Source organism: Glaciihabitans sp. GrIS 2.15 (assembly GCF_035984695.1).
Lineage (GTDB): Bacteria > Actinomycetota > Actinomycetes > Actinomycetales > Microbacteriaceae > Lacisediminihabitans.
The window spans coordinates 93,424-108,762 of the sequence record NZ_JAXCHU010000006.1; the positions used below are offsets into that span (position 1 = coordinate 93,424).

The 15,339-nt window shown below is 63.0% G+C and carries 15 protein-coding genes and 1 tRNA gene; 2 read left to right on the forward strand and 14 right to left on the reverse strand.

The features are described from left to right. Positions 1 to 75: 75 nt before the first annotated feature. From rpsA to polA, 12 genes are all read right to left on the reverse strand, one after another. Positions 76 to 1,521 carry a 30S ribosomal protein S1 gene (gene rpsA, locus RCH11_RS10180; protein WP_327056891.1) on the reverse strand — a complete coding sequence of 482 codons (1,446 nt, stop codon included), beginning with the start codon at positions 1,519 to 1,521 and terminating at the stop codon, positions 76 to 78. Positions 1,522 to 1,670: 149 nt separating this feature from the next. After that, positions 1,671 to 2,639 carry an epimerase gene (locus RCH11_RS10185; RefSeq protein WP_442789039.1) on the reverse strand — a complete coding sequence of 323 codons (969 nt, stop codon included), beginning with the start codon at positions 2,637 to 2,639 and terminating at the stop codon, positions 1,671 to 1,673. Positions 2,640 to 2,641: 2 nt separating this feature from the next. Continuing rightward, positions 2,642 to 3,259, reverse strand: coding sequence for a DUF4166 domain-containing protein (locus RCH11_RS10190; RefSeq protein WP_327056893.1), 618 nt, complete (start codon positions 3,257 to 3,259; stop codon positions 2,642 to 2,644). After that, the gene (locus RCH11_RS10195) at positions 3,260 to 4,945 is read right to left on the reverse strand and encodes a DUF885 domain-containing protein (RefSeq protein WP_327056894.1); all 1,686 of its coding nucleotides are present in this window, start codon (positions 4,943 to 4,945) and stop codon (positions 3,260 to 3,262) included. A gap of 124 nt (positions 4,946 to 5,069) precedes the next feature. Next, positions 5,070 to 5,339, reverse strand: a complete 270-nt coding sequence (locus RCH11_RS10200; protein ID WP_327056895.1) for an HPr family phosphocarrier protein — start codon at positions 5,337 to 5,339, stop codon at positions 5,070 to 5,072. 48 nt (positions 5,340 to 5,387) lie between these two features. Then, the gene (locus tag RCH11_RS10205) at positions 5,388 to 6,428 is read right to left on the reverse strand and encodes a zinc-dependent dehydrogenase (RefSeq protein WP_327056896.1); all 1,041 of its coding nucleotides are present in this window, start codon (positions 6,426 to 6,428) and stop codon (positions 5,388 to 5,390) included. After that, positions 6,425 to 6,898 (reverse strand): PTS sugar transporter subunit IIA, encoded by a 474-nt coding sequence (locus tag RCH11_RS10210; RefSeq protein WP_327056897.1) that lies wholly within the window; start codon positions 6,896 to 6,898, stop codon positions 6,425 to 6,427. The genes RCH11_RS10205 and RCH11_RS10210 overlap by 4 nt, the downstream gene beginning before the upstream one ends. Positions 6,899 to 6,901: 3 nt before the next feature. Next, positions 6,902 to 7,210, reverse strand: a complete 309-nt coding sequence (locus tag RCH11_RS10215; protein WP_327056898.1) for a PTS lactose transporter subunit IIB — start codon at positions 7,208 to 7,210, stop codon at positions 6,902 to 6,904. Positions 7,211 to 7,239: 29 nt separating this feature from the next. Then, a complete protein-coding gene (locus RCH11_RS10220; protein WP_327056899.1) occupies positions 7,240 to 8,472 on the reverse strand; it encodes a PTS transporter subunit EIIC in 1,233 nt (410 codons plus the stop codon). A 63-nt stretch (positions 8,473 to 8,535) separates the two neighbouring features. Next, on the reverse strand, positions 8,536 to 9,477 hold the full coding sequence (locus RCH11_RS10225; RefSeq protein ID WP_327056900.1) for a 1-phosphofructokinase family hexose kinase: 942 nt from the start codon (positions 9,475 to 9,477) through the stop codon (positions 8,536 to 8,538). 8 nt (positions 9,478 to 9,485) lie between these two features. Continuing rightward, positions 9,486 to 10,247 (reverse strand): DeoR/GlpR family DNA-binding transcription regulator, encoded by a 762-nt coding sequence (locus RCH11_RS10230; protein ID WP_327056901.1) that lies wholly within the window; start codon positions 10,245 to 10,247, stop codon positions 9,486 to 9,488. Positions 10,248 to 10,522: 275 nt separating this feature from the next. Continuing rightward, on the reverse strand, positions 10,523 to 13,201 hold the full coding sequence (gene polA / locus RCH11_RS10235; protein ID WP_327056902.1) for a DNA polymerase I: 2,679 nt from the start codon (positions 13,199 to 13,201) through the stop codon (positions 10,523 to 10,525). A 55-nt stretch (positions 13,202 to 13,256) separates the two neighbouring features. Here polA and RCH11_RS10240 point away from each other — a divergent pair, with 55 nt between their 5' ends. Further along, positions 13,257 to 13,682 carry a hotdog fold thioesterase gene (locus tag RCH11_RS10240; RefSeq protein WP_442789033.1) on the forward strand — a complete coding sequence of 142 codons (426 nt, stop codon included), beginning with the start codon at positions 13,257 to 13,259 and terminating at the stop codon, positions 13,680 to 13,682. A gap of 62 nt (positions 13,683 to 13,744) precedes the next feature. Here the strand turns inward: RCH11_RS10240 and RCH11_RS10245 are convergent, their stop codons facing one another. Continuing rightward, positions 13,745 to 14,350: an ANTAR domain-containing response regulator gene (locus RCH11_RS10245; protein ID WP_327056903.1), complete on the reverse strand. Its 606-nt coding sequence runs from the start codon at positions 14,348 to 14,350 to the stop codon at positions 13,745 to 13,747. 39 nt (positions 14,351 to 14,389) lie between these two features. On the opposite strand from RCH11_RS10245, the gene RCH11_RS10250 reads away from it, so the two are divergent. Next, positions 14,390 to 14,472: transfer RNA gene (locus RCH11_RS10250), tRNA-Leu, on the forward strand. Positions 14,473 to 14,514: 42 nt separating this feature from the next. Here the strand turns inward: RCH11_RS10250 and RCH11_RS10255 are convergent. Beyond that, positions 14,515 to 15,315, reverse strand: coding sequence for a class I SAM-dependent methyltransferase (locus RCH11_RS10255; protein ID WP_327056904.1), 801 nt, complete (start codon positions 15,313 to 15,315; stop codon positions 14,515 to 14,517). Positions 15,316 to 15,339: the final 24 nt, after the last annotated feature.

The following is a 15,339-nucleotide window of genomic DNA, read 5'->3' on the forward strand; positions in this document are numbered from 1 at the left end:
GCGACGGATGCTCAGCCAGCGATTAACGCGGAAACGGCCGGACCTATGCGGTCCGACCGTTTCACGACATCCTGCTTAGGAGTTGGAGCTCAGCTTCTCACGAAGCGCCGCGAGGGCTTCGTCATCTGCCAGGGTTCCGGCAGAGTCGGCGTCGTTCGAGAACGAGGAGCCTCCGGCCACCGGTGCGTCGCTGATCTCGTCGGCGGTCGCGACCTGCTTCTTGTGGGCTTCCCAGCGAGCCTGGGCCGCAGCGTAGTCCTGCTCCCACTTTTCACGCTGTGACTCGAAGCCCTCTTTCCACTCGTTGGTCTCCGGGTCGAAGCCGTCGGGGTACTTGTAGTTGCCCGCCTCGTCGTACTCGGTGAGCATTCCGTAGAGTGCCGGGTCGAACTCGGTGCCTTCGGGGTCGACGCCCTCGTTCGCCTGCTTCAGCGAGAGGGAGATCCGACGACGCTCGAGGTCGATGTCGATGACCTTGACGAACACCTCGTCGCCGACCGAGACAACCTGCTCGGCGAGCTCGACGTGCTTGCCCGACAGCTCCGAGATGTGCACGAGGCCCTCGATGCCCTCCGCGACGCGAACAAACGCGCCGAAGGGAACGAGCTTGGTGACCTTTCCGGGTGCAACCTGGCCGATGGCGTGAGTGCGGGCAAATACCTGCCACGGGTCCTCTTGAGTGGCCTTGAGCGACAGCGAGACACGCTCACGCTCGAGGTCGACCTCGAGGATCTCGACGGTGACCTCCTGGCCGACCTCGACAACCTCGGACGCGTGCTCGATGTGCTTCCAGCTGAGCTCGGAGACGTGGACGAGACCGTCGACGCCGCCGAGGTCGACGAACGCACCGAAGTTGACGATCGACGACACGACACCCTTGCGGACCTGGCCCTTGGCGAGGTTGTTGAGGAAGGTCGTACGGCTCTCGGACTGGGTCTGCTCGAGGAGGGCGCGGCGAGAGAGCACAACGTTGTTGCGGTTCTTGTCGAGCTCGAGGATTTTGGCCTCGATCTCCTGGCCGAGGTACGGCGTGAGGTCACGAACGCGGCGAAGTTCGATGAGCGATGCCGGTAGGAATCCGCGGAGTCCGATATCGACGATGAGGCCACCCTTGACGACCTCGATCACAGAACCGGTGACGACGCCATCGGAGTCCTTGATCTTCTCCACATCGCCCCACGCACGCTCGTACTGGGCGCGCTTCTTGGAGAGGATGAGGCGACCTTCTTTGTCTTCCTTCTGGAGGACGAGGGCTTCAACCACATCGCCGACCTGGACAACTTCGGTGGGGTCCACATCGTGCTTGATAGAGAGTTCGCGGGAGGGGATTACGCCCTCGGTCTTGTAACCGACGTCGAGGAGTACCTCGTCACGATCGATCTTGACGACGGTGCCCTCGATGAGGTCTCCGTCGTTGAAGAATTTGAGAGTCTTTTCGACCGCGGCGAGAAAGTCTTCAGCAGATCCGATGTCATTGATTGCGACCTGCTTTGGCGCCTTGTCGGTCGTTACGATTGTCATGTAGTAGTTGCTCCAGGATGGACATTTTTTAGGGCCGGCCACGGGGGTGCTGGTGTGGATCAGTGTTCCGTATCGTTCCCGCGGCGGACAGGCGAGTGAGGTGCCGCATGTTTGCGACGCTCTAGCCTACCGCCCCCAAACGAAGGACGTCACCTGCGGGAGCCGACGATGTTCCGGAGGGCGGGACGCAGTTCGGGATACTCGAATTCATATCCGGCACTGATAAGCCGTTCGGGGAGTACCCAGCGGCTCTTGAGCACGAGTTCGGTCTCGCTGCGGATCGCTGCAGTGCCCAGTTCAAGCATCCAGCGTTGCGCAGGAAGGCCGAACGGCATCCCGAGCACGTCCCTCAGCGTCTGCATCACGGTGCGATTGTCGGAAGGGGTGGGAGAACTTACGTTCACCACCCCCGAGATCTCGGGGTGAGACCGCAGGAAGCGGATGACGCCGAGCACGTCGGCGAGATGGACCCAGCTGAACTTCTGGCTGCCTCCCCGCGACCGGAACTGATGGAACGTTCCTGCGGTGCGTCGCGCAGCCGTCGAAAACCAGGGACCGTCGAGCTGTGCACCGCCGAGTCCGAACCGGACGAGAGCCATCAGGGGAACGAGCGCGCTGCCATCGCCGAGCACGATCGCCATCCGGAGAGCGACCCGGCGAGTGGCGGGAAGGACGCCCGCAAAGAAGGCCTCTTCCCACGCCTTGGCGATTCCGACCGAGAAACCGTCGCCCAGCTCACCGGTCGACTCCGTCATGGGCCGGTCGTCGGCATGTCGGTAGATCGTTGCGGTTGACGAATTGATCCAGAACGCGGGCGGCTCGTCACAGGCGCGGATGGCCTCGGCCAGCCGGCGGGTCGTGTCGACTCGCGACCGCAATATCTCGGCACGGTTCGCCGCGGTATAGCGACAATTGACGCTCTTACCGGCGAGGTTCACCAGCAGGTCCACTCCCTCGAGGAGATCGGTGATCGCCGCCGGGTCGTCCCATGACGCATCCGATCCCTGGCGGCCGATGAGCTGTACCCGGGAACCCTGTCTCCGGAACTCCCGCGCGAGATACTGCCCGATGAAGCCGGATGCCCCCGCGATCACGATCCGGTCGGTGCCGGGGGTAATGGTCACGTGGCTTCCTCGATCCTGTAAGTGAACGAGCCGGAGTACTCATAGAGCCTACCGATGAGCGGCGCGCATACCTCGAGGGCCACATGCTGACGGCCATCGGCCACATCGAAGTGCTCCACCAGTGTCACGACCGGTGCGAGGATACTCGGCACCGTCACCCGCACCCGCCCCACCCGCAGCGCCAGAACAGTCGAGGTCAGGGTGAGAGCGCCGTCGACGACGTGCCCTGAGAACCGCGAGATCAGCCGACGAGACCGGCCGAGATGATCGACGAGACCACCCCGTTCCGCGGTGATCGCGTCGACCATGCTGCGGTCACCGCGATCGAATCGGAAAGTGCGTACCGCGGCGACGGCGATATTTCCCCGTGCATCCACAACCGGACGGTTGACCACGGTGAACGGGACGTCGTGCTGCCAAGCGGCGAACATGATGCCATGGGCGCCGAGCACCCAGAGCGCCGGCCACAGCCACCGGCGCGGGGTACCAACCACATCGAAGATGCCCGACCCCACGCCGAGACTGCCACGCGGGATCTCCCCGAAATACGATCGGAGGCGAGGATGAAGCGACTCGAGCGAGTGTCCGAAGGCCTCCTCATATGGGGAGGGCACTTACGTGAGCAGCGCCGATTTGAGAGTGTCGAGCCCGACGCCTCCGATGTCGAGAGCCTTTTTATGAAAGGCACGGATGTCGAAGGCCGCTCCCTCCCGACGCGCGTACTCGTCGCGCAACTGCTCCCAGATTCGCTGGCCGATTTTGTAGGAGGGCGCCTGGCCCGGCCAGCCGAGATAACGGTTGACCTCGAAGCGCACGAACTCCGGACTCATGTTGACGTTGCGGCCGAGAAATCCGAAAGCATATTCTCCCGTCCAGGGACCGGAGCGGTCGGGAAGTGGCTTTTCGAGGTGCACTCCGATATCCAGAACCACCCGCGCCGCCCGCATCCGCTGGCCGTCGAGCATTCCCAGCCGATCCGCCGGGTCGTCGAGGTAACCGAGCTGCTCCATGAGGCGCTCAGCGTAGAGCGCCCAGCCCTCGGCATGACCGGAGGTACCGGCATTGCGACGCCAGGTATTGAGCAGTGCTTTGTTATAGACGGCCTGCCCGATCTGGAGGTGATGCCCGGGAACGCCCTCGTGATAGACGGTGGTGAGCTCGCGCCAGGTGTCGAATTCCGTGACGCCTTCCGGAACGCTCCACCACATACGTCCCGCTCGCGAGAAATCGTCGGTGGGGGGCGTGTAGTAGATTCCCCCTTCCTGCGTCGGCGCGATCATGCATTCGAGTCGTTTCACCTCGTCCGGGATGTCGAAATGCACTCGGGAGAGCTCATCGACCGCGCGGTCACTTGTTTCCTGCATCCACTTCTGTAGGGCGTCTGTACCGTGCAACTTTCGGCTCGGGTCCTTGTCGAGAAACTCGATCGCCTCGGCGACAGTCGCGCCAGGCTTGATCTCTCGCGCGATAGATTCCTGCTCCGCCGTCATGCGAGCCAACTCCTCAATGCCCCACTCGTAGGTCTCATCGAGGTCGACGACGGCACCGAGGAAGTCGCGGGAGGCGAGGGTGTAGATCTCGCGGCCGACGGCATCCCGCTCCGGTGCGTGCGGGGAAAGCTCGTTTTCGAGGAAGTCGGACAGCGTCGCATAAGCGCCAGCGGAATCACGCGCCGCCTCCGCGAGGTCGCCCCGAAGCGACTCCGGGAGTTCGCCCGCACCGGCCTTCGCCCCCTCGGCCAAGCGGAAGAAGAAGCCGGTATCGGCCACCTGCTTGGCCGCTTGGCCGATAACTTCGCGAATCTGGCGGATGGCGGGTACGTTGCCGGCCGCGATGCCGGTGCGAAGGGTCTGGATATAACCCTCCATCGCCGCCGGAAGGTTGCGCATGCGCGTGGCGACGTGCGACCAGTCCTCTTCGGAGTCAGTCGGCATGAGATCGAAGATGTCGCGAAGGCTCTGCGGGGCCGACGCGATCACGTTGAGGTCGCGCTGGTCGAAATCGGCGTCGTGCTTATCGATCTGCAGCTGCAGCTCACGACTCAGATCCATTTTGGTGACCTCGTCGACCGCGTCGACGGCAGTTGCCGCGTGGATACTGGCGAGGGCCTTCTTCACCTCCGCGATTACTCGCTCGGCGCCCTCGGGTGAGTAGTCCGCGTATTCGCCCTCCCGACCCGCACGCCCGAGATACACGCGGTATTCGGGAAACAGATCGAGCTCCGTATCGACCCAGGTCTCGGCGATCGCATCGATGGGTGTGGTGGGACGAGCCTCGTGGGCCAGGTCTGCATCAGTCATCCCCCGAGCCTAGGACAGCTGATCCCCGGCAGAGAAGAGGGTCCATCCTGGGGGATGGACCCTCTTCGTCAGTGCGAAATTACGCTGTGCGAAATTACGCTGTGCGAAATTACGCTGTGCGAAATTACTCTGTGTCGAGATCGGTGTTCAGCAGCTCGGCGAGGGAGTCAAGCGCGGACTCGGCATCGTCGCCGTCGGCCTTGATGGTGACGACCTCGCCGTGACCGATGCCGAGCGAGAGCACCCCGAGGATGCTCGCGGCGTTGACGGTCTTGCCTCCAGCGCTCGTGAGAGTGACGGGCACCCCACACTTCGCCGCGGCCTGGCTGAACAGCGATGCGGGACGGGCGTGAAGTCCGACGCTCGAGGCGACAGTGACGGTTCGTTCAGGCATTATCAATTCCTTGGTTATTCGGTCGGGCATGAGGTCGATGGCAATGGATCAGGGCTCGATGGTAACTTTAATGCCATCACCACGGGCGACGATCTCGATGGCGTCGAGCACGTCATCAAGACGCAACCGATGGGTGATGAGATCGGTCACCGGCACGGCGCCGGAGGCGATCAGCCTGAGGGCTTCCCTGTTGTGAGCGGGGCTCGATCCGTTCACTCCCACGATGGTGAGCTCGCGGTAGTGCACCAGGTTCGAGTCGACGGTGATTGTCGGGTGATCCTTCGGCAGACCGCCGAAAAGGCTGAGACGCCCTCGACGGGCGAGCATGCGAAGCCCCTGTTCCTGAGCCGCACCGGACGCGGCCGCAGTGATCACGACATCCGCTCCTCGTCCGCCGGTTGCGTCAAGGACGGCCGCGACGGGATCGATCAACTCCGACGAGATCGCCAGGTCGGGCCGAACCAGGTCGGCCGCCTTCGTGAGCCGCTCCGTATTGAGGTCCACGAGGATGATCGTGGCCGCCCCGCGCGAGCGAGCGAGCCGCACATGAAGGCATCCGATCGGACCGGAGCCGATGACGACGACGACATCCCCGTCGCCGACCCTGGCGAGTTCCTGGCCGTTGAGAACACAGGCCAGAGGTTCGGCGAGACTAGCCTCGGCAAAACCGAGTCCCTCCGGAATGCGGTTGAGTCCGTCAACCTGCAACACCTCGCGCGGCACGATCATGTACTCCGCGAATCCCCCGGGGAACTGGTACCCCATCGAGAGCTGGTGCGCGCAGACTGTCGGGCGACCGGCCAGACAATCGGCGCAGGTGCCATCGGGTATCGCCGCGATCACCTGCACGCGATCACCCGCGGTCCAGCCTTCCACGCCCTCACCGACGTCGACGATCTCGCCCGCGATCTCGTGTCCCATTACCTGCGGCGGCGTCATGTTCGGATGTCCGGAACGCGAGATCTTGACGTCTGTTCCGCAGGTGGAACAGTTGCGCACCCTGATCTTCACTTCTCCCGCAGAAACGTGCGGTTCCGCAATCTCTTCGAGTCGAATGTCACCGGGCGCATAGAACCTCGCTACCTTCATGGGCTGTACCCGTCTTGCGGATCGGGCTTCAGCAGCTCGTACACCTCGGCGCTCGTCGTCGCCGCTCGAAGCACCGCCGCCTTATCCGGGTCGAGCAGCACGATCGCGAGTTGGGACAGCAGCGCGATATGCCCGTTACCGCGGGCGGCGATGCCGACGCAGACGCGCACATCGTTGCCATCCCAGTCCACGCCATCCGGAAAGCGGAGAACGACAATGGCATCTTTCTTCACCGAGTCCTTGCCGGCGAGCGTGCCGTGGGGAATCGCGACACCCTCCCCGACAAAGGTGGAAATCGACTTCTCGCGCTCGAGCATTGCGTCGATATAGGCCACGTCGATCGCGTCGACCTCGAGCAGGGCTGCCCCGGTCTGCCTGATCGCGTCATCCTGGTCCGTCGCAGTCAAATCGAGCCGAATGGACGACTCGGCCAGCAGGGCGGACAGGCCGGGGGCGGTTTCTTCCGTCATCTGCTAGGCCTCGAAGGTCTCGCCGTTTTGAATGGCTTTGACAATCTTGGCGACAGCAGGGTCCCCCAGGAAGAGCTGAAACGGCACGACCGGCACGCCGGGCACCGTATGCCGTGCACGGTCGGCTAAACCCGTGTGGGTGAACACCAGGTCGGCGTCGCTCGGGATCGAGGCGACCGGGGAATGCTCCACGGTCACTCCACTTTTCGCGAGTTGCTTCTTCAGAGTCGAAGCCAACATCACGCTGCTGCCCATTCCTGCGTCGCACGCCACGATCAGCTTCTTGATCTGTGACCCGTCGATTGTTGCCATCTGAGAATCTCCTCGGTTCTATCTGTCGATCAGGCGACGGGAGCCGTCGCCGGCTTGTTCTTGTTCTTCGCGCTCTGTTCACGAGCAGCCTCGAGGTCGAGGCCGCTGTTGCTGTTGCGGCCGAATCCGAGCAACAGGGCGCTCACTATAAACGCTACGCCAGCGGAGACGAGGATCCCGAGCAGGATGGTCGGAAGGTCACCCGGGTAGGCCACCAGAATGTAGGCGAAGATGCTTCCCGGAGATGCCGGTGCCAGCAGTCCATCGTTGAACAGGCTGAACATGAGGACACCGGATGCCCCACCCGCGATGGCGGCGATGAGCAGGATCGGCTTCATGAGCACATACGGGAAGTAGATCTCGTGGATGCCACCCAGGAACTGCACGACGATCGCGGCCGGCACGGTCGCGCGGATGGCGATCGGTCCGAACAGCATCATCGCAACGAGGATTCCGAGGCCGGGGCCGGGATTCGACTCCAGCATGAAGAGAATGGACTTGCCATCCGGTCCTGCAGCCTGCTTCGCCGCGAGCGGGACAAGAACGCCGTTCCCGATCGCATTGTTGAGGAACAGGATCTTTGCCGGCTCGATGATAATCGAGGCCAGAGGAAGCAGTCTCGCGTTGATGAGGCCGTCGACGAAAGTCGCGAACACGGTGGTCAGCCAAAAGACCGCCGGGCCGAGGGCGAACACTCCGACGAGCGCCGAGAAGCCACCGACGATGCCGGAGGTGAAGTTATCGACCAGCATTTCAAATCCGCCGCGCAGCTTTCCATCGATCAGGCTGTCGATCCACTTCAGCAACAGCGCCGCGAGCGGGCCGATGATGAGCGCGCCAAGGAACTGCGGGCCGAGGTCGGCGATGGACTTCGGTGCTGCGGTGGTCGAGGTGTGGAGCGCGAGCGCGAGCGGCGACACGATGACGCCGATCGTGGCGATCGCACCGACGACTGCACCGCGCTGACCGTGCACCGTGCGACCACCGGTGTAGCCGATCAGGATCGGCAGGAGGAACACGATTATCGGACCGACGATCGTGGAGGCCTGGCCCGCGAAAGGTACGACGCCGTCCTTCGCAACTGCTCCGGTCGCGCGGGCGATCTCATTGATCCAGCCGTTAGGGATGAAGAGGGCAGTGACAAGGCCCCAGGCGATGAATGCACCGAGGTTCGGCATGATCATTCCGGCGAGAAATGCACCGCCTCGCTGGATGCGTGCACGGGCGCCGGTTCCGGCGGCCACGGGAGTGTAATCGGACATTTCTAGTGGTACTCCTTTGTACGAGTCAAGACGGTAGGGATGAGGTGACGGGATCGGCGTGTATCAGGTGGCCACGAGTGGCCTATCCAGGTCTGGTTGCCACACCAGCTGGACGTTTGTGTAGGCGATATCGCCCGGACCGGGAACGGATGTCCCGGGAAGACTCACGGCTGCAGCGCCCCAGGCGAGGGCTTCGACGAGCGCAGCGTCCTCGGCAGATTCGTCGATCGAGAACTTGGAGAGGAAACCGGCGAGAAAGCAGTCACCGGCGCCGACGGTGCTGCGCTGAAGACGCACAGTGGATTCGCCGACGATTGCTCCGCGTTCACTGACCAGTACGGCACCGTCCGCACCCAGGCTCACGAGCACTCGCTCCACGCCGCGGCCACGCAATTCCTCGGCGGCAACAATCACTTCAGAAATCGAGTCGAGTTCGCGTCCGACCGCCTCCGCAAGTTCCGCACGATTGGGCTTGATCAGGCGGGGTCGGGCTGTGATAGAGGCTGTGAGGGCATCCCCGCTTGTGTCTACTGCGAGTGAAGCGCCCAGATCGGTCACCGTCTTCATCAATCCAACGAGCTGATCTCCGGAACAATCGGGTGGAATGCTCCCGGAGAAGACCACCCAGTCTCGAACTGTCACCAGGCTGGCAAGCATCGCCGAGAGCAGTGAGAAGTCGGCAGTCGAGAGGGAGGAGCCGGGCTCGTTCAGCTTGGTGACCGTTCCGTCAGGCTCTGCCACGGTCAAATTCGAGCGAGTGCGCCCACTCACCGGGACCAACCGCGTGACAACGCCCGCCGCTTCCAGAAGGGTGCTTAATTCCGCTCCTTCAGCGCCCGCGACGGGGAGCACCGCAATGCTCGCGACACCGTTGCGCGCGAGTGCGCGCGAGAGATTAACCCCTTTACCTCCGGGCTCGAGCACGGGCGATGACGTCCGAAGCACTGCTCCACGCTCGAGACGATCGACCTCGACCGTGCGGTCGAGGCTGGGATTGACGGTCACGGAGACGATCACACGATCACCACCGTCGGACCGGCACTCTCGATGTCCTCCGCGAATTCTCCATCGAGACCGATGTCGGTAATAATCGTGTCGACACTGCTGAGCGGGGCGACCCGGGCGAAATCCTCACGGCCGAACTTGGTGTGGTCGGCCAGCACGACCACTCGACGGGCTGCAGCGATGAGGGCTCGTTTGATATTCGCTTCGGCGATATCGGGAGTCGTCAGTCCGCGTTCGACACTGATGCCATTTGTCCCCATGAAGGCGACGTCCGCGAAGACATCGGCGATCTGGGCCTTCGTCCATTCGCCCACGGCCGCGTGCGTGCGAGGGCGTACAACCCCGCCGAGAAGGTGAAGGCTGATGTTTGATCGACCGATCAGGATGGCCGCGACCGGAATCGAATGTGTCACGACGGTGAGCTCGCGGTCCGTTGGCAGCATCTGGGCGAGACGCACGGTGGTGGTACCGGCATCGAGGATGATCGATCCGCCGTCGGGAAGCTCCTCGAGCGCGGCGCGCGCGATGCTTTCCTTCTGCCCGGAAGAATGTCCTTCGCGGTCCGCGACATCCGGCTCGTTACCAAATCGCTCGACCGGTATGGCCCCTCCGTGCACTCGGCGGAGTACCCCGTGCCGCTCGAGTGCAGTGAGGTCCCGACGCACGGTCTCCGGGGTGACGGCGAGGTCACGTGCGAGTCCGGCGACCTCGACGCGGCCGAACGACCGGGCAGTCTCCAGGATCTGCTTGTGTCGCTCAGGGGCGTACATCGGACCTCTTCGTCGGGAACAAAACAATAATGTTGTTCTGTGTTTATATAAGTCCGTTTGTGTCCGCTTGTCAACTATTACCGATTGCAGGGACCGCGAGTCGCCCGTGCGCCGCACAGCTCCGCCCCCGCGAGTGACACGTGCGCCCGAAGGTGCGGGCGCACGTGTCACTCGCGGCCGCGGAGTCAGCGGGAAGGAGTTTGCGGGCAGGGGGCCTTCGACCGTTCGACGAGCGCAGGAAGCGCCCCACCCTCACGGAGTTCCCCGCCGCAAGGTCAGTGAGCGGCTGCGTCCCAGTTCGGGCCGAGGCCGATCTGCACCTCGAGGGGCACGGCGAGATCCGCAGCATGCCCCATCCGGTCCGTGACGATCGCGGTGAGTTCGTCGAGTTCGCCCTCGGCGACCTCGAAGACGAGTTCGTCGTGCACCTGCAGCAGTAGACGGGACGAAAGGCTGCGCCCATCGAGATCCGCGGCCACCCCTAGCATCGCGATTTTGAGGATGTCGGCGGCCGAACCCTGGATCGGCGCGTTGAGTGCCGCCCGCTCCGCGTTCTGCTTCAATACCCGATTGTTCGAGGCCAGGTCGGGGAATGGACGACGGCGACCGAAGATCGTCTCGGTATAGCCGTCTTCGCGGGCTTGGTCAACGACGCTGCGCAGGTAATCCCGAACGGCTCCGAACCGCTCGAAGTAGTCGGTCATCAGTTGTTTGGCCTCGGAGTTCTCGATGCGCAATTGCTTGCTGAGTCCGAAAGCGCTCAGGCCGTAAGCGAGCCCGTAGGACATCGCCTTCACTTTCGTGCGCATCGCGGCGCTGACATCCACCGGGTCGACGGCAAAAATTCGCGATCCCACAAACTGATGGAGGTCCTCTCCCGAGTTGAAGGCCTCGATGAGCCCGGCGTCTCCGGAGAGATGCGCCATGATCCGCATTTCGATTTGCGAGTAGTCGGCGGTCAGCAGCGTCGTGAACTCCGGTCCACTCTCGAAAGCGGTGCGGATCTCCCGGCCTATTGCGGTGCGAACCGGAATATTCTGCAGGTTGGGGTCTGTGGACGAAATGCGACCCGTGCTGGTGCCGGTCTGGTCATAGCGGGTGTGCACTCGGTGATCGTCGGCGATGGCTTTCTCGAGCGTATCGACGATCTGGCGCAGTTTCGTGGCATCCCGGTGCTGCAGAAGCAGGTCGAGAAACGGATGCGGATTCTGCTCTTGCAGGTCGGCGAGCGACGCCGCATCCGTGGAGTACCCGGTCTTGTTGGAGCGGGTCTTCGGCATCTGCAGGTCTTCGAACAGCACCTGCTGCAACTGCTTTGGCGATCCCAGGTTGATTTCGCGTCCACCGATTTCGGCATATGCGCGTGTCGCCAGATCAGCCGCGGTCACCCCCAGCTCACGATTGAGACGACTGAGGATGTCCGGATTTACTGTGATCCCCGTGGTCTCCATCGCCGAGATCACCGGAATCAGGGGAAGCTCGATCTCTCGCAGCACGCGGATCGATCCCTCGTCAAGCCGCTCGGTGAGGTATTCCGACAGGCGCAGGACGTACCAGGCCTGCGTTGCCACGCTCACCGCATCCGTTTCCGGCACGAGCTGGTTAGGATCCGGCTCGGCGAGGTGCTCCCCCAGATGGGTATACACCTGCTCCGCGAGAGGCTGGTCGTGGCCGCCCGGCTTGAGCAGCCACGCCGCGAGAGTCGTATCGAATACGACACCATCAAGCGCAAGTCCGGCCTTCTGCAGACGCTTGAGCGCCGGCTTGTAGTCGAACAGGTACTTCGGCGCCGAGGAGGCCAGCCACTCGGCCAGGGCGTCGTAGTCCGGTCGTCCCACAGCCCAGGGCACGTAGGCCGAGTCTTCCGCCGTGGCGAGGCCGAATCCAGTGATCCCCTCCGGCCCCACCTCGAGGTGCAGTCCGAGCGGGTGCGTGCCCTTCGCGCTGACCGTGGCGATCCAGTGACCGAGTTCTTCGTCGATCATGGTGCGCACACCGGGCACCTCGGACACTGGCGCTGCCGAACCTTCGCCGGTCGACTCCAGCGAGACTGGATCTCCCGCCGCTGAAGCGATCTTGAGCACTCGGTCGAGAAGTGTTCGAAACTGCAGCTTGTCGAAGACCTCTCGCACAGCGACCTCGTCGATCGGCCGACGGTCGAGGTCGTGGGGGCCGACCGGCAACTCCACGTCGGTGAGGAGGTGATTGAGCTTCCGGTTACGGATGGCGCGATCCCGCTGTTCGCGGAGCTTCTCTCCGACGACTCCCTTGATCTCATCCGCGTGGGCGAGTACCTCGTCCAGACCGCCGTACTGGTTGATCCATTTGACGGCTGTCTTTTCCCCCACCTTGTCGATGCCGATGAGATTGTCACTCGTCTCGCCGACGAGAGCCGCGACATCCGGATACTGGTGGGGTTCGACACCGTAACGCTCGAATACGGCATCGCGGTCGTAGCGCTTGAGTTCTGACACACCGCGCGCATTGGGATAGAGCAGGGTCACGTCATCATTGACCATCTGGATCGCGTCCCGGTCGCCCGAGACGATGAGCACCCGGAAGCCCTGCTTGGCGCCCTGCATAGCGAGGGTCGCGAGAATGTCATCGGCTTCGTAGTCCTCTTTTGACACCGTCGTGATCCCCATGGCGTGCAGCGCCTCCTCCAGCAGCGGGATCTGGCCGATGAACTCAGCGGGGGTCTCCCCACGAGTCCCCTTGTACTCGGGATATTCCCTGGTGCGAAACGAGTATCGCGAGATATCGAATGCGACCGCCAGATGGGTCGGTTTCTCCTTCTGGAGCAGGTTGAGCAGCATCGCAATGAACCCGTGTATCGCGTTGGTGTGTTGACCCTCCCGGTTTTGGAAACTGTCGACGGGAAGAGCATAGAAAGCTCGGAAGGCAAGGGAATGCCCGTCGATAACGAGGAGGGTAGGCTTTTCGTTGTCCGGCACGCGTCCAGCTTATCCGCGGCCGCCGACGCCCCACAGTCCCGCCAGGAAGAAGCCGATGACCATCATCCCCGACGATCTCGACCCGGAACTTATGGAGCGGCTCGTGAACTCCGGTGGCGGTGAGCTTGCCCAAAAGATGGGCTTCGAATTCCTTGAACTCTCCGCCGAACGGTCGGTCGCGACAATGCCGGTCGAGGGCAACACCCAGGTCGTTGGGTTGCTTCACGGTGGCGCGCACGTGGTGCTCGGCGAGACGCTCGGATCAATATCGTCCGCGATCCATGCCGGCCCAGGGCGTATCGCCGTGGGGATCGAGATCAACGCGACCCACAGTCGCCCGATCACTTCGGGCCTTGTCACCGGCACGTGCACGGCCCTGAACCTTGGCCGAACTCTCGCTACCCATGAGATCGTCATGCGCGACGAGCAGGGCCGGCGGCTGTCGACCGTGCGGATGACGAACTTTTTGCGCGATGCTTGAGTTCTAAAGAACCGCTACGTCGTGCCAGCTAGCTACGGCTTGACGGCTTACTTGATGGCGGCTTACTTCTTGGCGGAGAGCTGTTCGATGATCGCCTGGGCCACATCATGCATCGTGAGGCGCCGGTCCATGGAGGCTTTCTGAATCCATCGGAAGGCCTCGGGCTCGGTGAGCCCCATTTTCTCGTTGAGCAGTCCCTTGGCGCGGTCTACAAGTTTGCGCGTCTCGAAGCGCTCCACCAGATCAGTCACTTCGGCTTCGAGGGTGATGATCTGCGCGTAGCGCGCAAGGGCAATCTCGATGGCTGGGAGCAGGTCGTTGGGCGTGAACGGTTTGACCACATAGGCAAGTGCGCCGGCTTCAGTTGCTCGTTCGACGAGCTCCTTCTGGCTGAAGGCAGTCAGTAGCACTACGGGAGCGATGTGATTCTTGGTGAGTCGCTCCGCCGCGGAGATGCCGTCGAGCAGGGGCATCTTCACGTCCATGATCACGAGGTCTGGACGCAATTCCGTGGCGAGGGCGACAGCGGTCTCGCCGTCTCCTGCTTCACCGACGACCTCGAATCCGTTGTCTCGAAGAGTTTCGACGATATCGAGTCGGATGAGCGACTCATCCTCGGCCACCACGACGCGGCGGGGGGTCTGAGTAGCACTTTCCTGGTCTGGCACGCCTACAAGCCTACGGTATTCTTAGCCTCGGTATCGTGCGCCGGTGTGGCGGAATGGCAGACGCGGAGCACTCAAAATGCTTTGCTCGAAAGGGCGTGTGGGTTCGAGTCCCACCACCGGCACGAATAGCTTTCAGCGTGGGTGGTCAGTCTGTGTCGGGCCGCTCAGGCGCTGGCCGTCGCGACGAAAGCGGTGACCAGCGGATGCGGTGAGGCCGTCATCCAATCCCGAAGCGCGGAGAGTGCATGCTGTTGTTTCTCCGGCATCAGTGCGGTCAGTACCGGCCCATAGGGTGTGCCAAAGATGCCGTTGACCGCATCCGCGACGCTCGGCCAGTCAAGCCGAAGTGAGGTTGACTGCACCGTCACATCCTCGAAGGCGGCCAAGAGTTTCGTGAGACGGGCGCGGGTCATCTTGAAGGAATCAAAGTCCCAGGCTCGAGGGAATGGTTCGTCCAGGCCCTCGTCTCTCAGCACATCCCCGTAGCTGTCGAACGGCTCAAGGCGCAGTGCAGCCACCCAGACCACGATGCCAAGGCTGCCACCGGGGCGCAGCACCCGCTTCATCTCCGCCATCGCGGCAACCTGGTCGCGCACGAAAGGCAGTCCGTGCTGGCACAACACAACATCGACCGAATCGTCCTCGAGCGGAATGGCCGTCGCCGGGGCTTCCAAAGTTTCGATGAGAGCGCCGTCCGGGTCGGCGCCGACGGAGACTTCAGCGAGCATCCCGGTGCTGATGTCGCTCGCGATCACGCGGCCGCTCGGACCAACCGCTTTTGCCGCAGCGCGCGCCACAGCGCCGGTGCCAGAAGCGACATCCAGGACGGTCTGGCCCGCATGCAAGACAAGCGAGTCGACCAGGTGATGCGCCCAGGGTTCGAAGACCGTTGGCAGGAGATAGTGGCGATAGTTCTCGGCGATCGAATCCGATTGGAAGAGACTCGATCTGGCATCCTCATTCATGCTGCGCTCCTCATCGGTCAATTT